The organism is Achromobacter sp. FW305-C-30-7 (genome assembly GCF_058783105.1).
In genome coordinates, this window is sequence record NZ_JBYSYI010000003.1 from 267491 (window position 1) to 286124 (window position 18634).

Annotated in this window: 18 protein-coding genes; 10 read left to right on the forward strand and 8 right to left on the reverse strand. The window is 66.9% G+C overall.

All coding sequences use genetic code 11. The features are described from left to right. Window positions 1–151 precede the first annotated feature (151 nt). Window positions 152–742, forward strand: coding sequence for a YceI family protein (locus tag AC3WOB_RS11925; RefSeq protein WP_492275134.1), 591 nt, complete (start codon window positions 152–154; stop codon window positions 740–742). Window positions 743–799: 57 nt separating this feature from the next. Here the strand turns inward: AC3WOB_RS11925 and AC3WOB_RS11930 are convergent, their stop codons facing one another. After that, window positions 800–1285, reverse strand: a complete 486-nt coding sequence (locus AC3WOB_RS11930; protein ID WP_492275135.1) for a DUF6644 family protein — start codon at window positions 1283–1285, stop codon at window positions 800–802. Window positions 1286–1300: 15 nt separating this feature from the next. Continuing rightward, complete coding sequence (locus AC3WOB_RS11935; protein WP_492275136.1) at window positions 1301–1687, reverse strand: DUF6152 family protein; 387 nt, start codon at window positions 1685–1687, stop codon at window positions 1301–1303. A gap of 450 nt (window positions 1688–2137) precedes the next feature. Between AC3WOB_RS11935 and AC3WOB_RS11940 the strand changes: the two genes are divergently transcribed. Continuing rightward, window positions 2138–3436 (forward strand): APC family permease, encoded by a 1299-nt coding sequence (locus tag AC3WOB_RS11940; protein WP_492275348.1) that lies wholly within the window; start codon window positions 2138–2140, stop codon window positions 3434–3436. 71 nt (window positions 3437–3507) lie between these two features. After that, window positions 3508–4377 carry an SAM-dependent methyltransferase gene (locus tag AC3WOB_RS11945; protein ID WP_492275137.1) on the forward strand — a complete coding sequence of 290 codons (870 nt, stop codon included), beginning with the start codon at window positions 3508–3510 and terminating at the stop codon, window positions 4375–4377. Between the two features lie 5 nt (window positions 4378–4382). Here the strand turns inward: AC3WOB_RS11945 and AC3WOB_RS11950 are convergent, their stop codons facing one another. Genes AC3WOB_RS11950 through AC3WOB_RS11960 form a run of 3 tightly spaced genes read right to left on the reverse strand, consistent with a single transcriptional unit; the run spans window position 4383 to window position 9047 of the window. Next, complete coding sequence (locus AC3WOB_RS11950; RefSeq protein ID WP_013393815.1) at window positions 4383–5534, reverse strand: acyl-CoA dehydrogenase family protein; 1152 nt, start codon at window positions 5532–5534, stop codon at window positions 4383–4385. Window positions 5535–5569: 35 nt separating this feature from the next. Continuing rightward, window positions 5570–7651 carry an acetate--CoA ligase family protein gene (locus tag AC3WOB_RS11955; RefSeq protein WP_492275138.1) on the reverse strand — a complete coding sequence of 694 codons (2082 nt, stop codon included), beginning with the start codon at window positions 7649–7651 and terminating at the stop codon, window positions 5570–5572. A 40-nt stretch (window positions 7652–7691) separates the two neighbouring features. Next, entirely contained in the window at window positions 7692–9047 is a 1356-nt protein-coding gene (locus AC3WOB_RS11960) for an MmgE/PrpD family protein (protein WP_492275139.1), read from the reverse strand. A 232-nt stretch (window positions 9048–9279) separates the two neighbouring features. Here AC3WOB_RS11960 and AC3WOB_RS11965 point away from each other — a divergent pair, with 232 nt between their 5' ends. From AC3WOB_RS11965 to AC3WOB_RS11995, 7 genes are read left to right on the forward strand one after another with little or no spacing between them, the layout of a single operon-like run. After that, a complete protein-coding gene (locus AC3WOB_RS11965; protein ID WP_492275140.1) occupies window positions 9280–10158 on the forward strand; it encodes an NAD(P)-dependent oxidoreductase in 879 nt (292 codons plus the stop codon). After that, window positions 10155–11132, forward strand: coding sequence for a Bug family tripartite tricarboxylate transporter substrate binding protein (locus AC3WOB_RS11970; RefSeq protein WP_013393819.1), 978 nt, complete (start codon window positions 10155–10157; stop codon window positions 11130–11132). The genes AC3WOB_RS11965 and AC3WOB_RS11970 overlap by 4 nt, the downstream gene beginning before the upstream one ends. Then, window positions 11133–12575 (forward strand): NAD-dependent succinate-semialdehyde dehydrogenase, encoded by a 1443-nt coding sequence (locus AC3WOB_RS11975; RefSeq protein ID WP_492275141.1) that lies wholly within the window; start codon window positions 11133–11135, stop codon window positions 12573–12575. It begins immediately after the preceding gene. A 20-nt stretch (window positions 12576–12595) separates the two neighbouring features. Further along, the gene (locus AC3WOB_RS11980) at window positions 12596–13813 is read left to right on the forward strand and encodes an ABC transporter substrate-binding protein (RefSeq protein ID WP_492275142.1); all 1218 of its coding nucleotides are present in this window, start codon (window positions 12596–12598) and stop codon (window positions 13811–13813) included. After that, a complete protein-coding gene (locus AC3WOB_RS11985) occupies window positions 13810–14625 on the forward strand; it encodes an N-acyl homoserine lactonase family protein (protein ID WP_492275143.1) in 816 nt (271 codons plus the stop codon). Before AC3WOB_RS11980 ends, AC3WOB_RS11985 begins: the two co-directional genes overlap by 4 nt. Window positions 14626–14638: 13 nt before the next feature. Next, the gene (locus AC3WOB_RS11990; protein ID WP_492275144.1) at window positions 14639–15025 is read left to right on the forward strand and encodes a hypothetical protein; all 387 of its coding nucleotides are present in this window, start codon (window positions 14639–14641) and stop codon (window positions 15023–15025) included. Beyond that, a complete protein-coding gene (locus tag AC3WOB_RS11995; RefSeq protein ID WP_492275145.1) occupies window positions 15022–15891 on the forward strand; it encodes an alpha/beta fold hydrolase in 870 nt (289 codons plus the stop codon). The genes AC3WOB_RS11990 and AC3WOB_RS11995 overlap by 4 nt, the downstream gene beginning before the upstream one ends. Before the next feature lie 53 nt (window positions 15892–15944). Here the strand turns inward: AC3WOB_RS11995 and AC3WOB_RS12000 are convergent, their stop codons facing one another. From AC3WOB_RS12000 to AC3WOB_RS12010, 3 genes are read right to left on the reverse strand one after another with little or no spacing between them, the layout of a single operon-like run. Continuing rightward, window positions 15945–16847, reverse strand: a complete 903-nt coding sequence (locus AC3WOB_RS12000) for a LysR family transcriptional regulator (protein ID WP_013393825.1) — start codon at window positions 16845–16847, stop codon at window positions 15945–15947. Beyond that, window positions 16844–18160, reverse strand: coding sequence for a type II toxin-antitoxin system HipA family toxin (locus AC3WOB_RS12005; protein ID WP_492275146.1), 1317 nt, complete (start codon window positions 18158–18160; stop codon window positions 16844–16846). The genes AC3WOB_RS12000 and AC3WOB_RS12005 overlap by 4 nt, the downstream gene beginning before the upstream one ends. Window positions 18161–18169: 9 nt before the next feature. Then, window positions 18170–18514 carry a helix-turn-helix transcriptional regulator gene (locus AC3WOB_RS12010; RefSeq protein ID WP_492275147.1) on the reverse strand — a complete coding sequence of 115 codons (345 nt, stop codon included), beginning with the start codon at window positions 18512–18514 and terminating at the stop codon, window positions 18170–18172. Window positions 18515–18634 lie beyond the last annotated feature (120 nt).

Genomic DNA, 18634 nt, shown 5'->3' on the forward strand with positions numbered 1-18634 from the left:
ATGGAACGCTGCGGCCAGTTCCTTGCGGCTACCGCGATATTGCATCATTTCCTATCCTTCTTTCGTGCCGTCTTTGTCAGCTCGGTTTAAGCCAGCAGACGACGGAATGAGCGCCCGGACTTCTCCGGGCGCCGAACATCAAGAGAATCAAATGAAGCACACCTACGCTGCGTTCCTGGCCGCATCCCTCCTTACCTTGGGCAGTCTTCCCGCGCATGCCGCGCCCGTGGACTACCAGATCGATCCGGAACATACGGAAATCGTGGTGACCTGGGACCATCTGGGCTTTTCCAAGCCCACGGCCCATGCCGGCGCCGTGACCGGCGTGATCCGCTACGACGCCGCCCAGCCGGCAAAGTCGGCGGTGGATCTGAGCGTGCCGGTGGCGCGTCTGACTTCCCACGTGCCGAAGCTGGATGAGATGCTGCAAGGCGCGGAATTCTTCCAGGCGGCCAAGTACCCGGACATCCAGTTCAAGAGCACCTCGGTCGCCGACCATGGCGACGGCAAGCTCAGCATCAATGGCGTCTTGCGCATCAAGGGCATCGAAAAGCCGGTGGTGCTGCAGGCGCGCCAGAACAAGCAAGGCATGCACCCGATGGCGCAACGCCCGGCCATTGGCTTTGACGCCATGACGGTCGTGAAGCGCAGCGATTTCGGCGTGGATGCGTTCGCGCCGGGCGTGAGCGACGAAGTGCAACTGCGCATCACGGTCGAGGCCGTCACCAGCGCAACGCGCTGAAGCTCGGGGCGCCGGAATCGCGACCGCGCCTGCCGCGGACGCAGGCTCAGGCAGCTTTCAAAGGAATCCGATCCAGCGCCCCGCGACCAGGCAACCCAGCCACAAAAATAAAGACGCGCCTGCTCGCAGGCGCATTCCGGCCGAGGCCATGCCCTGCTCCTGGAGCATCTCCCAGGCTTTGCTGCGCCGTGCCAGCAGCGCGTTGACCGCGCCTGCGGCCAAGAGACCCATCTTGACTCCAAAGGCGGGATTCTCCAGGTATTCCAGCGGCCGCACGCTGAAGAGCATGGCACCGGTCAACACAGCCAGCGCCAGGCCCGCGGCCGCCGTGCGTGCCAGCACAGGCGCCAGCATGGCCAGCGGTCCGGGCTTCAGCAGCCCCAGCAGGCGCAGGTCCAGCGGGACGATGGAGCCGATGAGCAGACCGATGGCTCCGATGTGAGCGGCGTTTACCAGCAGATATAGCGTGCCCGACCGCCGCAGCCAGATCGACGGCGGCAGCGATTCAAGCTGTTCCAGCGCCAGGCGCAGCAGCTCAGGCATGGGCGCAGCCGCGCTTCAGAACTTCTTGATGCGGCTGGGATAGATGTCGTAGGTCTTGCCGCCCACCTTGATCTGAACGGCCTTCATGCGTTTGGTGCCGGCTTCGCTGTCGCGGTTGCCGATGGCGATGATGGCATCGCCCGGCTTGGCGGAACCCTCGACGAATCCGGCGTCCTTGGTCTGGGTGGGATTGCCCAGTTCAACGCGCCAGACGCCGTCGTCGGCGCGCACGTCCAGCCAGGGATGCGGAGGCGCGATCTGCACCTGTTGGACGGTGCCTTGCAGCGTCATCTGTTCGGTTTCGGCCCAAGACCAGCCATGGTGCGCCAGCGCAGCGGGCGTCACGCCCAGCAGCGCGGAAAGCGTCAGTCCTGCCGTTGCCACGCGTATGGATAGCTTCATATCGCTGCTCCTGAATTGCGGTTGGCTCCCTTCCCTTTGCGGCGGCGGCTCGTGTGGCGCGCGTCCGGCGCAATCAGCATAGCGCGGTAAGCGCGGCATATCGAGATCGTCACGAACTTAAGAAATTACTTTAAATAAAGCACTTTCAAAAGCATTGAAAATATAACAAAAACAATGAGTTAAGAGTTCTTTATTAGGTAGTATCTAATATCTGAATGCCAGCTGAATTAGCGTAATCGACGCACTCCCTGGGAAAACCCGGAGAAACTTTTACGCACCGCTGCCGGTCGCAATTTGTTCAGGTGATTGTCAGGCCCCGTCCCCGAAACGCCGTCGTCTCCCGCGCCCGCCGCGCCCCACCGAGAGCCTCCGATGACACAGCCCACCCTGCGCTCGTCCGCGAATCCGGCCCTGCTGCTCCAGCCGCGCGCGCCAGCCGGCTTGTCGGTAATGGATGCCACCATGGTGCTGGTGGGCGTGGTGATCGGGATCGGCATATTCGGTTTTCCGCCCCTGGTGGCACAGCACGCCGGTTCCGAGGCAGCCTATATCGGGCTCTGGTGCGCGGGCGGCCTGGTGATGCTGGTCGGCGCGCTTTGCTACGCGGAGCTGGGATCGGCCTATCCCGGCGCGGGCGGCGAGTACCTGTACCTGACGCGCGCTTGGGGGCGCCGTGTGGGACTTATGTTCGCCTGGGCGCGTTGCTCCGTCATCCAGACCGGCGCCATCGCGGTCGTGGCCTACATCTACGGCGACTACGCGCAACGTCTCGCGCCGCTGGGCACCTATGGCCCGGCGCTGCACGCCGCCATATCGGTAGTAGCGTTGACCGCCTTGAACGTGGCGGGCACTCGCTACTCGAAACGCCTGCAATGGCTGTTCACCGCGCTGACGGTGGCGGCTTTGGCTGCGGTGCTGGTCGCTAGCCTGACGGCGGCGGGAGACAGCGCGCCGCGCGCCAATGCCGAACTGGCGCCGCTGACGGGCAACACCGCGGGCCTGCTGGGCATGGGCATGGTGTTCGTGCTGCTGACCTATGGCGGCTGGAACGAGGCCGCCTATCTCAGCGGCGAGTTGCGCGATCCCGGCCGCAACATGAGCCGCGTGCTGCTGATCGGCACGCTGCTCGTGACCGGGGCGTACGTGTTGACCAATCTGGCGCTGCTGGAGATCTTCGGCCTGCAAGGCTTGCGCGACACGCCGGCCCTGGGCGCCGACGTGATGCAACTGGCCGCTGGTCCGTACGCGGCGGCCTTGCTCAGCCTGACGATCTGCGCCACCGCGCTCAGCACCATCAACGGCACCATCATCACCGGCGCGCGCGTGTATTGCGCGCTGGGCCGCGACGTGCCGCGCCTGCGGGCGCTGGCGGTCTGGAGCGCGCAGGGCCAGACGCCCACGTCCGCGCTGCTGGTCCAGGGGGCGATCACGCTGGCGCTGATCGCGCTGGGCGCTTTCAGCCAGAACAGCGTGCAGACCCTGGTCGCCTACACCGCGCCGGTGTTCTGGATCTTCATGCTGCTGGTCGCGGCCTCGGTATGGCGGCTGCGCCGCATCGATCCCGACCGCCCGCGCCCGTTCCGCGTGCCGCTCTATCCCCTGCCCCCGCTGCTGCTGGCGCTGACCTGCGCCGGCCTGGTGTACTCCAGCGCCATGTACGCCGGGGCTGGCGCCTTGATCGGCCTGGCAGTGCTGGCCGCGGGCCTGCCCTTGCTGCGCCTGCTGGAGCCGGCGCAGCCGCAGGCCTAGCCTTGTTTCCCGGGACGGCCGCCAAGCAAGGTCGATCCGTCCGCATGCCTTACCTGCAAGGAGCCTACATCATGCAAATCGCGATCCCGTCCTTCAGGCCCGCCGCCCGGGCAAACCCGCCGCGGCTGCGCGGCGCCCTGCTCGCCTCGGCGATGGCTCTGGCCTTGGCCTGCGTGCCGCCAGCCGCGCACAGCGCGTCCGCGGCGGCGCAGTCCGCCGAACAGAAAGAGTATGTTCCCGACGTCGGCCAGGACGGCAAGGACGTCATCTGGGTACCCACCCCACAGGCCCTGGTCGATACCATGCTGGACATGGCGAAAGTCACGCCCAAGGACCGGCTGATGGACCTGGGCTCGGGCGACGGCCGCACCGTCATTACCGCCGCGCAGCGCGGCCTTACGGCTCAAGGCATCGAATACAACCCGGATCTGGTCGAGCTGTCGCGCCGCAACGCGGAGCGCGCCGGCGTCGCCGACCGCGCCACCTTCGTAACGGCGGACCTGTTCGCCACCGATCTGTCGCGGGCGGACGTCATCACCATGTTCCTCCTGTCGACCATCAACGAAAAGCTGCGGCCCAGGCTGCTTGAACTGGCGCCCGGCACGCGGATCGTGTCGAACTCCTTCCGCATGGGCGATTGGGAGCCGGACGCCGAGGAAACGATCCGGCAGGATTGCAGTACCTACTGCACGGCGTTGCTGTGGATCGTGCCCGCCAAGGTGGCGGGCAACTGGGAAGTGGACGGCCAGCCTTTGCAGCTGGAGCAGCGCTACCAGCGCCTGTCCGGCAAGCTGGGCAGCGCGCCGATCTCGGAGGCGCGCCTGAACGGCAGCGAGATCTCGTTTGTCGCCAACGGCGTGCGCTATACCGGAACGGTCAATGGCAAGCAGATGAGCGGCAGCGCCGCTGGCCGGGGGAACTGGTCGGCCAAGCGGGTGTAGCGGGCCTAGCGCGGCGGCCGTTGCGGGAAGCTGCGCTCGAAGATGCCTTCGGCGATGCGGTTCTTCAGGATCTCGATCGAGCCGCCCGCGATCATCCAGCCGCGGCAGCGCCGCACGCAGTACTCGACCAGCGATTCGCGGCTGTAGCCCAGCCCGCCCAGGACCTGCAGCGCGTCGTTGGCGACGTCAAAGCCGACCTGGTTGCAGTAGGCCTTGGCGATGGCGGTTTCCGTGGCCGAAGGAAAGCCGGTGTCGGCCGCGCTGGCGGCGCGGTACAGCAGCAGCTGGGCTGCGTCCAGCTTGATGCGCATGTCGGCGAACTTCCACTGCAAGCCCTGGAATTCGCACAGCAGGCGGCCGAACTGCTTGCGCTGCATGGCCCAGTTGCGCGCTTCTTCGTAGGCATAGCGGCCCAATGCCAGCGAGCGCGCCGTGTTGCCGATGCGCTCCACATTGAAACCGGCGATCTGCTTCTTGAAACCGCCCTCTCCCAGCACCACCATGTCGTCGGCGACAAACACGTTGTCGAAGAAGATTTCCACCCATTCCTCGCCGGACATGAATGCCGAGCGCTTGCCCAGCTTGACGCCTTGCGCCTTGGTGTCGATCAGCACCGAGCCGATGCCACCGGTGCCCGGGCCGAAGCGCACATAGGTCAGGATCACGCTGGCGTGCGGACCGTGGGTGGTGAAGATCTTGGTGCCGTTGATGCGCCAGCCGCCATCGGCGCGCGTGGCGCTGGTCTTGAGTTCGGTCACCGCCGAGCCGGCATCCGGCTCCGTCATGCCCACCGAGATCAGTCCTTCGCCCGCGAGCAGCGCGCTCAGGTACTTTTGCTTCTGCAGGCTGCTGCCGTACTCGGCCAGCACGCGGATCGCGCCGAAGTTGCCCGCCTGCACCACGTCGGCGCTGCGCGGACACACCGAGGCGACCGTTTCGATGGCGATTACCGCATCCATCAGCGAACCGCCCACCCCGCCGTCAGCCTCGGCGATGGTGATGCCCAGCAGGCCCTGGCTGGCCATCTTGCGAGCGACGTCCCAAGGGTAGTCGTCGGAATGGGCGCGCTCGACCGCGCCCGCGCGCAGTTCGCCTTGCGCGAAACGTCGCACGGCGCCTTGAAAATCCAGTTGTTCCGGAGTCAGGTTGAAATCCATCTTGGGTTCCTGGTAAGGGGTAATCTGAACGGGCTTCAGGCCAGACGGGCCAGGCCGTCGACCGCGACCACGCCATCGGCGCGGACGAACAAGGGGTTGATTTCGGCTTCTTCGATCTGCACGCCGGTGGCGCAAGCCAGACGGGAAAACGCGGCAATGGCGCGGGCCAGCGCCTCGCAATCGCCCTGGGGCAAGCCGCGAAAGCCGCGTATCAGCCGGGTCTGGCGGACTTCGAGGATCATCCTGCGGGCCTCTTCCTGGTCCACCGGCGCCAGGCGCACGGCGTAGTCGGGCGACAGTTCAGCGGCAACGCCGCCCGCGCCCAGCAGCACGGTCGGGCCGACCAGGGGATCATGGCGATAGCCCAGGATCATTTCGATCAGGCGCGCTTCCATGGGCTGCACGAGGATGCCGTCGATCCGGGCCTGCGGCGCGTGGCGCCGGACGTTTTCCAGCATTTCCTGCACGGCGCCGCGCAGGGCGTCGCCATCGGCGATGCCGACGCGCACGGCGCCCAGCTCCGTCTTGTGCGCCAGGTCGCGCGAGCAGATCTTGGCGACCACGGGATACGGCACGGCATGCTGCAGCGTGGCCGGATCCACAAGCTGACCCTGCGCCACCGGCACGCCCAGTTCGCGGAACAAGGCGCCGGCCTCGTGCTCGCTCAGCATGCCTGAGCGGGGCAATCCGGCCGGCCAGGCCATCGCCGCGCCAGCCGCTGGCGGCCTGCCGCCCGCGGCGAAGTACACCGCCAGGGCGTCCGCACACGCTTCCGGCGTGCGGAATGCAGCGATGCCGCCCGCGCGCAGCAGCGCCAGCGATTCGGGCGCCTCCGGGGCCAGGAATACCGCCAGGGGTTTATCTGCGGGTTTGTCGGCTTCCAGCAACGGCTGCACCGCCAGTCCAGGATGAAACTGCGCGGACGAGCCGACCACGCTCAGCACCGCATCGCACCAGCCGGCGCGCAGCAAATGTTCCAGCAGCATCTTGTACTGGGCGCTGCTGGCCGCCAGGGTCAGGTCTATGACCGGTGTTTCGCGGATGCGCAGGCCGTGCTCGCCCATGCGTTGCACGAAGTCGGCGGGCGGCGCCACCGCCACCATGCCGTGCAGCCCCAGATTGTCGACCACCGTCGCCGCGCCGCCGCCTGTGGTCGTGATCACAGCGACCCGCGTCGGCCGGTCCGGGGCACGCAGCGAACTGCCTGCGCGGGAATGGCGCGACGCCAGAGGCGCCAGCTCGAACAGCGTCTCCAGGTTGCGCACCCGCATGACACCGTAGGCTTTGAGGAACGCATCCACCGCGACGTCATTGCCCGCCATGGCGCCGGTGTGCGACTGCGCCAGCGCATCGCCCTGTTCGGAGCGCCCCAGTTTGTAGGCAATCACGGGCTTGCCCGCGGCTCGCGCCCGACTCAGCGCCCGGGCCAGGGTGGCGGCGTCGCGCAAAGTTTCCAGGAACAGCAGGATGGCCCTGGTCTGCGGGTCGTCCACCAGCGCATCGACCACTTCACCGACCGTGATGTCGCTCTCGTTGCCGACGGAGACGGACTTGGCAAAGCCGAAGCCGCGCGCCGCCGCACGCGACAGCAGCGATCCCATCATCGAACCGCTTTGCGACACCAGGCTGAGGTCGCCCGCCAGCAGGGTGTCCGCCTCGAACGCGGCGTTGACCGACAGGATGCCGCCGGTATGCAGGTTGGCGGACCCGATGCTGTTGGGCCCCAGCAGGCGCAAGCCCAGCGTGCGGGCCTGCGCCACCAGCGCCGCCTGGCGCGCCTGGCCTTCGGCGCCGGTCTCGCCAAACCCGTCGGAATAGATGGTCACGACCCGGGCGCCGGCCTGGGCGCATTGCGCCAGCATGGCCGCGACTTCGCTGCCGGGGATCATGACGAACACGTGGTCGACCGGCCCTGGCAGTCCGGCCAGCGAGGGATAGGCTTTTTCGCCCAGGATTTCCGCGCGGCCCGCGTTGATGGGATAGACCGCGCCGGCATAGCCGTGCTTGCGCATGAAGCGCAGCGGCCGGGCGGTATTCTTGCGCGCGTCGCCGGAAGCGCCGACCAGGGCGATGGCACGAGGCGACAGGAGCGCTTCTGCAAAAGAGATGTCTGACATGGATGAGGCTGGTGTCATGGATGGACGGAGGGGAAATGCGTCAGGGCCGGGGCATGTCGGCGGCCAGCCGCAGCGCGCGAACCGGCATGCCGTCCAGGCGCCAGACGGCGTCGCGCAGCGCCAGGGCGCGCTCGCGGCCCAGCACCGGACCGGCAAGTTCTTCGAACTTGTCATTCAGTTCGGCGTCGGAGAGCGGCGCTTCGGGATCGCCCTTGCGGTAGGGAGCATGGTGTTCCAGCGTCTGGCCGCTGGCGGTGGTGATGGAGACGCGGGCGGCGCGCATGCGCGGAAAGCCGGCGGTCAGCGCGGCATCGGCGCGCAGTTCCAGCTTTTGCATCAGCTGGCGCACTTGCGGGTCTTGCAAGCGTTCTGGCTCGAAAGCGTCCAGGCGGACCGAGCCGTGGACCAGGGCGTGCGCCACCACGTAAGGCAGGCTGAACTTGGCCTCGAAGGCCGTGGCGGGGGCGAAGTTGCCGGTGACGTCCAGGGCCGTCTGGTAGGCGTCCACGCGCAAGGATGCGATGTCCTCAACCCGCAAGCCGCGTGCGCGCAGCGCCAGGGCGCCGTCGATCGCGGCAAAAGTATGGCCGCAGCAGCCGTGGTTCTTCTGGGTGATGCGCAGGATGTTGTAGCGCTGGCCCAGGCCGTCGATCGCCAGGTTCCAGTCGGGGTCCTGCGCCAGCGCGGCGCCGAAGCCGACCTCGCCTTCCAGGATGTCCGGCACGCCGGTGATGCCGTGGGCGGCGCCCTGCCCCGCGCGTACGCCGACGGCTGCCGCATGCCCCGCGTGCAGCGCCTTGCTCATGGCGTCCGAGCGGAAAGCCTGCTGCAGGCCGCTGGCCAGCGTACCCGCCGTGGCCAGCGCATGCAGCATGACCTGGGCGTCGCCCGGCGCGCACAAGGCGGCCGCAGCCGCCGCGCCGCCGAAGCAGCCCACGGTGCCAGTCGTATGGAAATAGCGGTAATGCGCAGGCTGGACCGCCGCGCCGATACGGGTCGAGATCTCGTAGCCCACCACGATGGCGTTGAGCAGTTGCTGGCCGCTGGCATCGGCGTCTTCCGCCAGCGCCAGCGCCGCGGCGATGGTCGGACAGCCGGGGTGGTAGATCGCGTCGCGGTAAATGTCGTCGAACTCGACGGCGTGGGACACGCTGCCGTTGATCCAGGCCGCGGTGGCCGGAAAGGCCGTGGTGGCGCAGCCCGGCAGACTGGATTTGCCCGCACCGAGTTCCGCGCCATGGGCGCCCAGCAACTGCAGGCAGGGTTGGCCGGGGGTGCCCGGATACAGGGCCGACAGCCAGTCGAGGAAGGCGCGCTTGGCGTGGTGGATGACTTCGTCGGGCAAGCGGGCCCGGGTGTCGTGCGCGCCATAGGCCGCAATCGTGTCCAGCAACATGCGTGTCTCCGTTGTCGTCGCGGCGCGGCGGCGCCTCGCTCATATTCATCTCTGCCGATCACTCTATGCGTCGCCGGCCGGTCAGCGTTGATAAAAAGGAAAACGAGCGTTCTTGATCCCGGGGGGACGGAAATGGAGAAGGTTGCTTTGCCAATTTTTCATACCGGCAGCCCGGCGCGCTCCGTAAGCTGCATGCAACAACTAAAAAACCCGCAACACAAAGGAGGAAGTAATGAGCGACAGCAAGACCCCGCTGGGCTTCATCGGCCTGGGCGTCATGGGCGAACCCATGTGCGCCAACCTGGTCCGCAAGTCCGGCCATCCGGTATATGTGACCGATATCAGCCCCGATCCGGTGGCGCGGATCGGCGCGCTCGGAGGCCATGCCTGCGCCTCCATCATCGAGGTGGCGCAAAGCGCAGAGATCGTGTTCCTGTCCCTGCCCAGCATCGTGCAGGTGGAACAGGTGTGCACCGGTCCGGGGGGCCTGGTGGAGGCGGCCGGACGCGTGCGCATCGTGGTGGACATGAGCACCAGCGACGTCACCCGCACGCGCAAGCTGGCCGAGACCTTGCGTGGCCACGGCATCCTGCTGATCGACGCGCCGGTCGCCCGCATGCGCGAGGCCGCCAGGCTGGGCACGCTGATGATCACCGTGGGCGCCACGCCCGAAGACTACGAGACCGTGCTGCCCTATCTGTCGTGCATGGGCACCGACGTGCTGCTTTGCGGCGGCGTGGGCAATGGCCAGGTGGTCAAGATCATGAACAACATGGTGGTGTTCATGACGGTGCATGCGCTGGCCGAGGCCATCACCATAGGCCGCAGCGCCGGCGTCGACGGCGCGCTGCTGCTGAACGCGCTGAGCAAGGGGTCGGCCGACAGCTTCGTGCTGCGCAATCCCGGTCTGAAGGCGCTGGCCGCCGAGACTTATCCCGAAAAGACCTTTCCGACCGAGTACGCGATCAAGGACATCCTGCTGGCGCTGGAACTGGCTCGGCAGGGAGAGGTGGACGCCCGCTCCGCCAAGCTGACGCATGACCTGCTGGAACGTACCCGCGCAGCCGGCTTCGTCAAGGAGTACTACCCGGTGATGGTCAAGCTGATATGAAATCACTCTTAGCCAGGTGCGCGCTGCCCGCGCTCGCCGCCATCATCAGTTGCAACGCGGCCGCGGCCGACTATCCCTCCAAGCCGGTCACGCTGGTCATCGGCTTCACCGCGGGTGGCCCCACCGACGCGGTGGGCCGATACCTAGCGCGCAAGCTCGAGGCCGAATTGGGCCAGACCGTCGTGGTCGAGAACCGCGCAGGGGCCAACGGCGTGGTCGCCGTGCAGTCGGTCAAGCGCGCCGCCGCCGACGGCTACACGCTGATGCTGGGCAGCAGCGGCACCCTGTCCATCGAGCCCGTCTACAAGCAGAAGGTCGACTACCAGGTGCTGAAGGACTTCCAACCCGTGGCGCTGGTGGCCAGCTATCCCTACCTGCTGGTGGTGCCCTCCAGCTCTCCCTTCAACACCGTGCAGGAACTGATCGCCGGGGCGCGCCAGAAGCCGGGCAGCTTGACCTTCGCGTCGGCCGGCAGCGGCGCGGTCAACCATCTGGCGGGCGAATGGTTCAAGAGCGCTGCGAAGCTGGACATCACGCATGTGCCGTACAAGGGCGATTCGGCCGCCATCGCCGACCTGGTCGCGGGCCGGGTCGACATGGCGTTCCTCAGCGCGATCGCGGCCATGCCCCAGGTGCAGGCCGGCAAGATGCGCGCCTTGGCGATCGCCAGCGCGGAACCCTCGGCCGTCGCGCCCGGCATCCCGACCGTGGCGCAAGCCGCGGGGATCCCGGGTTTCACGGCCGAACCCTGGAACGGCGTGCTGGCGCCGGCGGGATTGCCGCCCGACGTGACGCTGCGCCTGAACACGGCGGTCAACAAGGTCATGGGCACGCCGGAATCGCGCGAGGCGCTGCTGAAACTGGGCCAGTTTCCGATGACGGGCAGCGCGGATGACTTCGCGCGGCACATCCAGTCCCAGACCGAGCGTTGGGCGCAAGTGATCCGGGACGGCAACATCGCCAAGGCGGAATAAATGGATAACTCATTGCATTACCCCGAACTGAAGCTGTTGATCGGCGGCCATGCCCTGCCGGCGGGAAACCGCCGCACTCTGGACGTGGTGGATCCCGCCACGCAGGCGGTACTGGGCCGCCTGCCGGTCGCTACATCGGAAGATATCGACGCGGCGCTGGACTCGGCGCATCGCAGCTTTCCGCGCTGGCGCGACACGCCCGCGCTGGAACGGGCCGCAATCCTGCGGCGCGCGGCGGCCTTGATGCGCGAGCGCACGCCGCGCCTGGCCTGGCTGATCACCCGCGAGCTGGGCAAGCCGCTGGCGGAATCCGAAAAGGAAGTGGCCACGGCCGCCGAAATGTTCGAATGGGCGGCCGAGGAAGCCCGCCGCACTTATGGCCGCTTGATCCCGGGACGCGTCGCCGGCATCCGCCAGATGGCGATTCCGGAACCAGTGGGACCGGTGGCGGCTTTCTCCGGCTGGAACGCGCCGGCCATCACGCCTTCGCGCAAGATCGCGGGCGCGCTCGGCGCCGGCTGCTCCGTCGTCATCAAGCCTTCCGAAGAGACTCCCGCGATCGCGCTGGAAATCGGCCACGCGCTAGCCGACGCGGGGCTGCCCGCCGGCACGCTCAACATGCTATTCGGCGACCCGGGCGAAATCTCGCGCCGGCTGATCGAGTCGCCGCTGATCCGCATGGTGACGTTCACCGGGTCCACCTCCATCGGGCGCGAGCTGGCCGTGATGGCGGCCGCTGGCCTGAAGCGCGCCACGCTGGAACTGGGCGGCCACGCTCCGGTGCTGGTGTTCAATGACGCCGACGCCGAGGCTGCCGCCGATACCGTGCTGGCGGCCAAGCTGCGCAACTCCGGCCAGATCTGCACTTCGCCCACGCGCATGTATGTGCAGCAAGGCGCATATGAACGCTTTGTGGCGCGCTTGGCGGAACGCGCTCGCGGATGGCGGGTCGGCAACGGCCTGGAAGCGGGCGTGCAGATGGGACCGCTGGCCAACCCCAGGCGCCTGGCTGCGATGGAGTCCATGGTGGCCGACGCGCTGGCGCATGGCGCGCAACTGGCGGCCGGCGGCACGCGGCCCGATCTGCCGGGCTGGTTCTGGTCGCCGACCGTGCTGCGCGACGTGGCGACCGACAGTCTCGCCGCCAACACTGAACCTTTCGGCCCCTTGGCGCTGGTCAGCCCGTTCCGGGACCTGGACGAAGGCCTGGCGCTGGCCAACCGCCTGCCGTTCGGCCTGGCCGCCTATGTCTTTACACGAGACGCCGGCATCGCGCGGACCGCGACCGAGCGCATCGAAAGCGGCGTCGTCTGCGTCAACCACTGCCAGGCGTCCTTGCCGGAGACGCCTTTCGGTGGCTTCAAGGACAGCGGCCTGGGCAAGGAAGGCGGCATAGAGGGCCTGCAGGAATTCATGCAGATCAAGTACGTAAGCCAGATATAGGCCAAACCAGGAGACAAACCATGAACAAGAAAATCACCGTCCTGCTGGCGCTCGCCGCCGGCACCGGACTGGCGCAGGCACAGGCGCCATCGGCGGACGGCATATCGGACGGCGTCGTGCGCATCGGGGTGTTGACGGACATGTCCGGCGCCTACTCCGGCAACGTCGGGCCCGGATCGGTACTCGCCACCAAGCTCGCCATCGAGGACTTCGGCGGCAAGGTCCTGGGCAAGCCTGTGGAGATGCTCTCCGCCGACCACCTCAACAAGACCGACGTGGCCGCGGGCCGCGCCCGCGAATGGATGGACCGCGAGCAGGTCGACGTGGTCACCGAACTGGGCAATAGCGCCGTGGCCCTGGCCGTCATGAACATCGCCCGCGAAAAGGGGCGGATGACCATGGTGACGGGCGCGGGCGCCACCCGCATCACCGGCGAAGACTGCTCGCCCAACAACGTGCAGTGGGTCTATGACACCTACGCGCTGGCCAAGGTGGGCACCCTGCCCCTGGTCGAGGCCGGCGCGAAGAAGTGGTACTTCGTCACGGCGGACTACGCTTTCGGGCATTCGCTGGAAAGCGATGGCATGCGCTTCGTGAAGGACGGCGGCGGCACGGTCGCGGGGACAGTCCGCTACCCCTTCCCTGGCACCGACTTCGCGTCCTTTTTGCTGGCTGCCCAATCCAGCAAGGCGGACGCGGTGGCCTTCGCCAGCGCCGGCGCGGACCTGCAGAACGAAATCAAGCAGGCGCGCGAGTTCGGCCTGTCCGAGCGGCAAAAACTGGTCGCCATGCTGATGAGCATTACCGACGTGCATGGCGTGGGGCTGGAGGCGGCGCAGGGCATGACCTTCGCCGAGACCTTCTACTGGGACATGGACGACGAGACGCGCGCGTTTTCGCAACGCTTCTTCAAGGCCGCAGGCAAGATGCCTACCGCCTTGCAGGCAGGCCAGTACTCGGCGGTGCTGAACTACCTGCGCGCGGTCGAGAAATCCGGGTCGGACAATGTGGACGTGGTCATGCGGACGCTGCGCGGCATGCCGATACGCGACGCCTTTGCGCGCAATGCCCGCCTGCGCGAAGACGGCAAGCTGATCCACGACACCTACGTCGTCGAAGTGAAGTCGCCGAAGGAGTCCACCGCTGCCTGGGATTACTACAAGATCGTCAAGACGGTGCCGGGCGACCAGGCCTTCATGCCGCTGGCCGAAAGCCAGTGCAAGCTGGTCAAGAAATGAGCGCGGTGCAACCGGCACCCGAGGCCCCGCCCGTCCACGAGGTCTATGCGATCCGCTATGCCAGCGTGGAGCGGCGGGCCGTGGACAACTTCCTGTCGCGCGGCGACGTGCACGATGGGCCGATGCCCCTGGACTTCTATTGCTGGCTGGTGCGCGGCGCCGGCCGCGCGGTGCTGGTCGACACCGGTTTCAGCGCCTGCTCGGCGCGGGCCCGCGGCCGCGCTTTCAGCCTGCAGCCCGAAGCCGCGCTGGCGCGGCTGGGGCTGGCGCAGGAAGACATTGACGATATCGTCCTGACCCATCTGCACTATGACCACGCGGGCAACGTCGAAGCCTATCCGCAGGCGCAGGTCCATCTGCAGGATGCCGAAATGCGCTACGCCACGGGCCGCTACATGTGCTTCGAGGCGATGCGGCATTTTTTCTCGGCCGACGACGTGCAGGCGGTCGTGCGCCGGCTCTATGCCGGACGGGTGCGTTTCCATGACGGCGATGCGCAGGTGGCGCCGGGCGTGGAACTCTACCGGATCGGCGGCCATACGCCGGGCCTGCAAGTGGTGCGCGTGCATACCGCCCGCGGCTGGATCGTGCTGGCGTCCGACGCGCTGCACTATTACCGCAACTACACTGACCACAACCCCTTCCCTGCCATCTTCCATGTCGGCGACATGCTGGAGGGCTATGCGCGCATCCGGTCGTTGGCGGATTCCGATGCGCACATCGTGCCGGGCCATGACCCCCTGGTGGCCGGGCGCTATCCGCGCGCGGACGCGGGAGACGGCATCTACCGGCTGGATCTACCGCCGTCCTGACAAGGAACCCGATATGCAAGACGACGATTTCATTCTGCATCGCCTGGCTGGCGCCGTGAACGCGCGCGAACGGCTGGTGTGGCGGGGCCGGCACCTGAACACCGTGTTCCTGCTGGAAGCCGGTGATGCCGCACACCTGATCACGGTGGCGCGCGGTCGCATCGAACAGGTGCGGCGCGGCCCCTTCGTCATGCCGCGCTGGGATTTCGCGCTGCGGGCGCAAGCCGAGGACTGGGCCCGCTACTGGACGCCCAGGCCGGCGCCGGGCTTTCATGACCTGATGGCCATGATCAAGTTCCGCCGCCTGCGCGCCGAGGGCGATCTCTATCCCTTCATGTCCAACCTGCTGTATTTCAAGGAGGTGCTGGCCTGCCCGCGCACCCCGGGAGCATCCTCGTGAACCCGCAACAAGCCGTATTCGAACCTGTCGTCGGCCGCTACCTGCGCTTGGCATTGGGCGGGCGCGAGCACCGCGTCTACGTTGAAGAAGCCGGCGCCGGCGCGCCCCTGCTGTGCCTGCATACCGCGGGCGCCGATACCCGCCAGTACCGTGCGCTGATGAACGATCCGGAGATACTGCGGAATTTCCGCGTCATCGCCTTTGATTTGCCCTGGCATGGCAAATCCTCGCCGCCCGAGGGTTGGCACGAAGAGACCTATCGCCTGACCTCCAAGGACTATGCCGAGGCGGTCCTGGGCGTGGCCGACGCGCTGGCGCTGGAACGCCCGATCGTCATGGGCTGCTCCATCGGAGGCCGCATGGTGCTGCATCTGGCGCTGGAACATGCCCAACGTTTTGGCGGGGCCATCGGCCTGCAATCGGGCGCCCACGTGGACCCCTACTACGACCTGGAATGGCTGAACCGTCCCGACGTGCATGGTGGAGAAGTCTGCGCCGGCATCGTTTCGGGCCTGGTGGGTCCGGGCAGTCCGGACAAACACCGCTGGGAGACGCTATGGCACTACATGCAAAGCGGACCGGGCGTGTTCAAGGGCGACCTGCACTTCTACACCGCGGACGGCGACATCCGGGAACGCGTGGCTCAGATCGACACGCAGCGCTGCCCACTGTGGCTGCTGACTGGCGAATATGACTACTCATGCACGCCGCAGGACACCGAGTTCCTGGCGGGCCGCATCGCGGGCTCGAAGTGGCAGATCATGGAAGGCATTGGGCATTTCCCCATGAGCGAGGATCCGGAACGGTTCCTGTCGTATCTGCGGCCGGTGTTGCAGGAAGCCGCCACGGCCCGTTTGGGGAAATAGCTGCGGGCGGCTAGCTGCGGGCAGTCGCCCGTCAGCCGCGCACGCTGCGGCGCCTAGCTTGCGTCCGCCGCCGGCGCCGTCAGGGCGCGCAGCAGTTCTTCCACGGGGCGCGCCAATTGCGCCGCGTCGCGCACGCAGACATAGAACTGGCGCTCGGCCCAGGCATCGCGCAGCCGCAGCAGCACCAGTCCCATCGAGGCCAGATAGTTGCGGGCGATGCCTTCGGGCACGATGCCTATCCCCAGCCCCTCGCGGATCATGCGGCAGCGGGTTTCAAAATTGGAGACCTGCAACTTGACGTTGGGCGGGCGCGTCAGCGTCTGGCCCGCATAGGCCAGGAACTGATCGAGCGAATGGCGCGGAAAGTAGCCCAGCAGGTCATAGTCCAACGCGTCCTCGAGGAACAGCTCGGCGCGTCCGGCCAGGGGATGGCCCACCGGGACGACCAGGCCGACGCGGTCGCGGCGGAACGGAAACGAGGACACGCCCGGCACCGGATGGTCGGCGTGATAGATGCCTATGTCGACCGAGGCTTCCGCCACCATGCGCGGAATGTCGTAGCTGTGGGCATCGAGCAGGTCGACGCTGACATCGCGCCGGTCGGCCAGGAAGCGGCCCATCACGCCAGGCAGGAACTGCAGGATGGTCGATGGATTGGAAGCGAGGCGAATTTTCGCCTGACCATCCGTCGAATAGCCATTGATGGCGCTTTCCGTCAGCTGCACGCTGCGCAGGATGGCTTTGGCGCGCTGGTAAAGCAAGGCGCCGGCCGGCGTCGGCTCGACCCCGCGTCCGTGGCGGTGCAGCAGCGTCCGCTCCAGGTGGCGCTCCAGTTCCGCCACGCGCTTGCTGGCGGCGGAAGTGACCAGGTTTTCGCGCTCGGCCGCTTTCGACAGGCTCTTTTCTTCGACGGCCGCGACGAAGATCTCCAGTGCGGGAATATCCAGCTTTTTCATACCGGCAATATACCGTGGCGCCACGCCATCAAGGACGCTTCCACGTGCCCGATTTCTTCCGCCGTCATGCCGGCCATGGCGTAGTAGCGCTGGCGTGCGGCTACCACCTCGCGCACATGATCGAGGATGGCGCGCGCGACGGATTCCGAGCGCAGGCCGAAGCGCCGGTACTCGCTCAAGCAGTTCTGGAACGAACTTTCCCGGCCGGCCGCGCCGATGTGCAGATAGTGCCTGGCGGAGCCTTCCTGCGTCACCACGTCGAACAAGGGCGACAGGCGGTAGGTCTGCGCGCCCGCGTCCTTCAGGAAGCCGACGTTCTTCAGGTGGTCGTCGGTGTTGTGGACGGCCACGTTCAGGATCATGCGCGCGTACAGCTCCTTCAAGTCCTGCACCGGGTTGGACGACACGCGGCGGACCACGTCCGCCAGCCGGGCGTAGGAATAGGTGGCCTTGCCGCGCGGCCCGTCCAGTTCGCGCTTGCCGATCTGGGCCGACGGGCTGATGAGCGAGGCGCCGCTGAGGAAATGCCGGCGGGAGACCACCGGATCTCCGCCCTTCCCGGCCGGCAGCAATTCGCGGTCGAAGCGGTGAGTCAGCAGCACCGCGCCCAGGTGCGTCTCGACCAGCCGGATTTCGGGCACGGTCAGGCCGATGGCCCGGGCCATCTCCAGGTTGGCGTACTCGACGCGCTGGCGGTCGTAGGAGTCGCCTTTGCGCGGAAACTTGGCGATCCACATTTCGCCATGCTCGTCGCGCACGATGGTTTTGGGGCGCGCGCCGCCTATGTCCCAGGAGCTGCCCAGGATGTCGCGGTACAAGCCCTTGGGTTTGACGCCCTGGTCGATGTCCGTAAGCAGGCCCGCGAGCGATTCCAGCTGGCCGAGTTCCGGCAGGCGATAGGTCTTGCGCATGTTCGGCGTGAGCGGGCGGGCGCTGAAGAACAGCGCCCCCACGCCCATGCCGCGGCCCTTGAGCAGGACTTCGTCTTCCGTCACGCGGGCGCCGGCGTTGTCTACGCGCATGACGTTGCGGCCCCAGGCGTCCGGGGCGGCGTCGAAGATGGCGCCCAGCGTTTCGTAGCGGCTTTCGGTGCGGAACGTGGTGCGCGCGTCCACAAGCGGCAGATTCAGCGGATCCAGCGCAAAGGCGCGCGGGTCGTTCACATAGGACTGCACATAGGTGAATTCGGCGTAGAAGTGATTTTCGTCCGTGTCGTCCAGCGTCAGCAGGCCAGCCAGCACCGCCTCGCCGCGGATGTCCACGTAGACATACAGCTCGCTTTCCACCGACTTGTGTTTTCGGGTCTGCACCATAGGCCGGCGCTACAGCTGGGTGGGATCGGCGCGGTGCGCGTTCGGCGCCTTGCCGCTGCCGCGGCTGGGCCGGCGCACCGCGTCCAGGCGCTTGCCCACGCCGTCGAGTTCGGGGTCGCCCAGGGCGTAGACCTGGTCGGCGTAGCCGTACTGCAGCAAGGCTTCGATGGCCAGCGTCAGGGACACGCCGCCGTCGCCGCGCTCCAGGCGCGTGATGGTGGCGCGCGACACGCCCATGCGGCTGGCCAGCGTGGACTCGGTTTCGGCGCGCCGCAATCTGGCGGTGCGGATGTTGGCGCCGATCCGGGCAAGCGCTTGGGCGCCATCGAAGCTGGGTTCGATCTTCTTTTTCATGACTCAATAATAGTGCTTGATTGAAGGAATTGCACTATTAATGAGTCATGGCATAACCTGATAAAGATCTATTAATGAGCCATACCTTAAATTTATGACTTATTAATAGTGCAAATTCTG

Bases quoted from the DNA above. Each gene is read 5' to 3' on its own strand.
- AC3WOB_RS11970 (WP_013393819.1), top strand. From the start codon at position 10,155: ATGAAATCACTCTTAGCCAGGTGCGCGCTGCCCGCGCTCGCCGCCATC.
- AC3WOB_RS11990 (WP_492275144.1), top strand. From the start codon at position 14,639: ATGCAAGACGACGATTTCATTCTGCATCGCCTGGCTGGCGCCGTGAAC.
- AC3WOB_RS11985 (WP_492275143.1), top strand. From the start codon at position 13,810: ATGAGCGCGGTGCAACCGGCACCCGAGGCCCCGCCCGTCCACGAGGTC.
- AC3WOB_RS11950 (WP_013393815.1), bottom strand. From the start codon at position 5,534: ATGGATTTCAACCTGACTCCGGAACAACTGGATTTTCAAGGCGCCGTG.
- AC3WOB_RS12005 (WP_492275146.1), bottom strand. From the start codon at position 18,160: ATGGTGCAGACCCGAAAACACAAGTCGGTGGAAAGCGAGCTGTATGTC.
- AC3WOB_RS11935 (WP_492275136.1), bottom strand. From the start codon at position 1,687: ATGAAGCTATCCATACGCGTGGCAACGGCAGGACTGACGCTTTCCGCG.
- AC3WOB_RS12010 (WP_492275147.1), bottom strand. From the start codon at position 18,514: ATGAAAAAGAAGATCGAACCCAGCTTCGATGGCGCCCAAGCGCTTGCC.
- AC3WOB_RS12000 (WP_013393825.1), bottom strand. From the start codon at position 16,847: ATGAAAAAGCTGGATATTCCCGCACTGGAGATCTTCGTCGCGGCCGTC.
- AC3WOB_RS11940 (WP_492275348.1), top strand. From the start codon at position 2,138: ATGGATGCCACCATGGTGCTGGTGGGCGTGGTGATCGGGATCGGCATA.
- AC3WOB_RS11980 (WP_492275142.1), top strand. From the start codon at position 12,596: ATGAACAAGAAAATCACCGTCCTGCTGGCGCTCGCCGCCGGCACCGGA.
- AC3WOB_RS11925 (WP_492275134.1), top strand. From the start codon at position 152: ATGAAGCACACCTACGCTGCGTTCCTGGCCGCATCCCTCCTTACCTTG.
- AC3WOB_RS11955 (WP_492275138.1), bottom strand. From the start codon at position 7,651: ATGTCAGACATCTCTTTTGCAGAAGCGCTCCTGTCGCCTCGTGCCATC.
- AC3WOB_RS11930 (WP_492275135.1), bottom strand. From the start codon at position 1,285: ATGCCTGAGCTGCTGCGCCTGGCGCTGGAACAGCTTGAATCGCTGCCG.
- AC3WOB_RS11975 (WP_492275141.1), top strand. From the start codon at position 11,133: ATGGATAACTCATTGCATTACCCCGAACTGAAGCTGTTGATCGGCGGC.
- AC3WOB_RS11965 (WP_492275140.1), top strand. From the start codon at position 9,280: ATGAGCGACAGCAAGACCCCGCTGGGCTTCATCGGCCTGGGCGTCATG.
- AC3WOB_RS11945 (WP_492275137.1), top strand. From the start codon at position 3,508: ATGCAAATCGCGATCCCGTCCTTCAGGCCCGCCGCCCGGGCAAACCCG.
- AC3WOB_RS11960 (WP_492275139.1), bottom strand. From the start codon at position 9,047: ATGTTGCTGGACACGATTGCGGCCTATGGCGCGCACGACACCCGGGCC.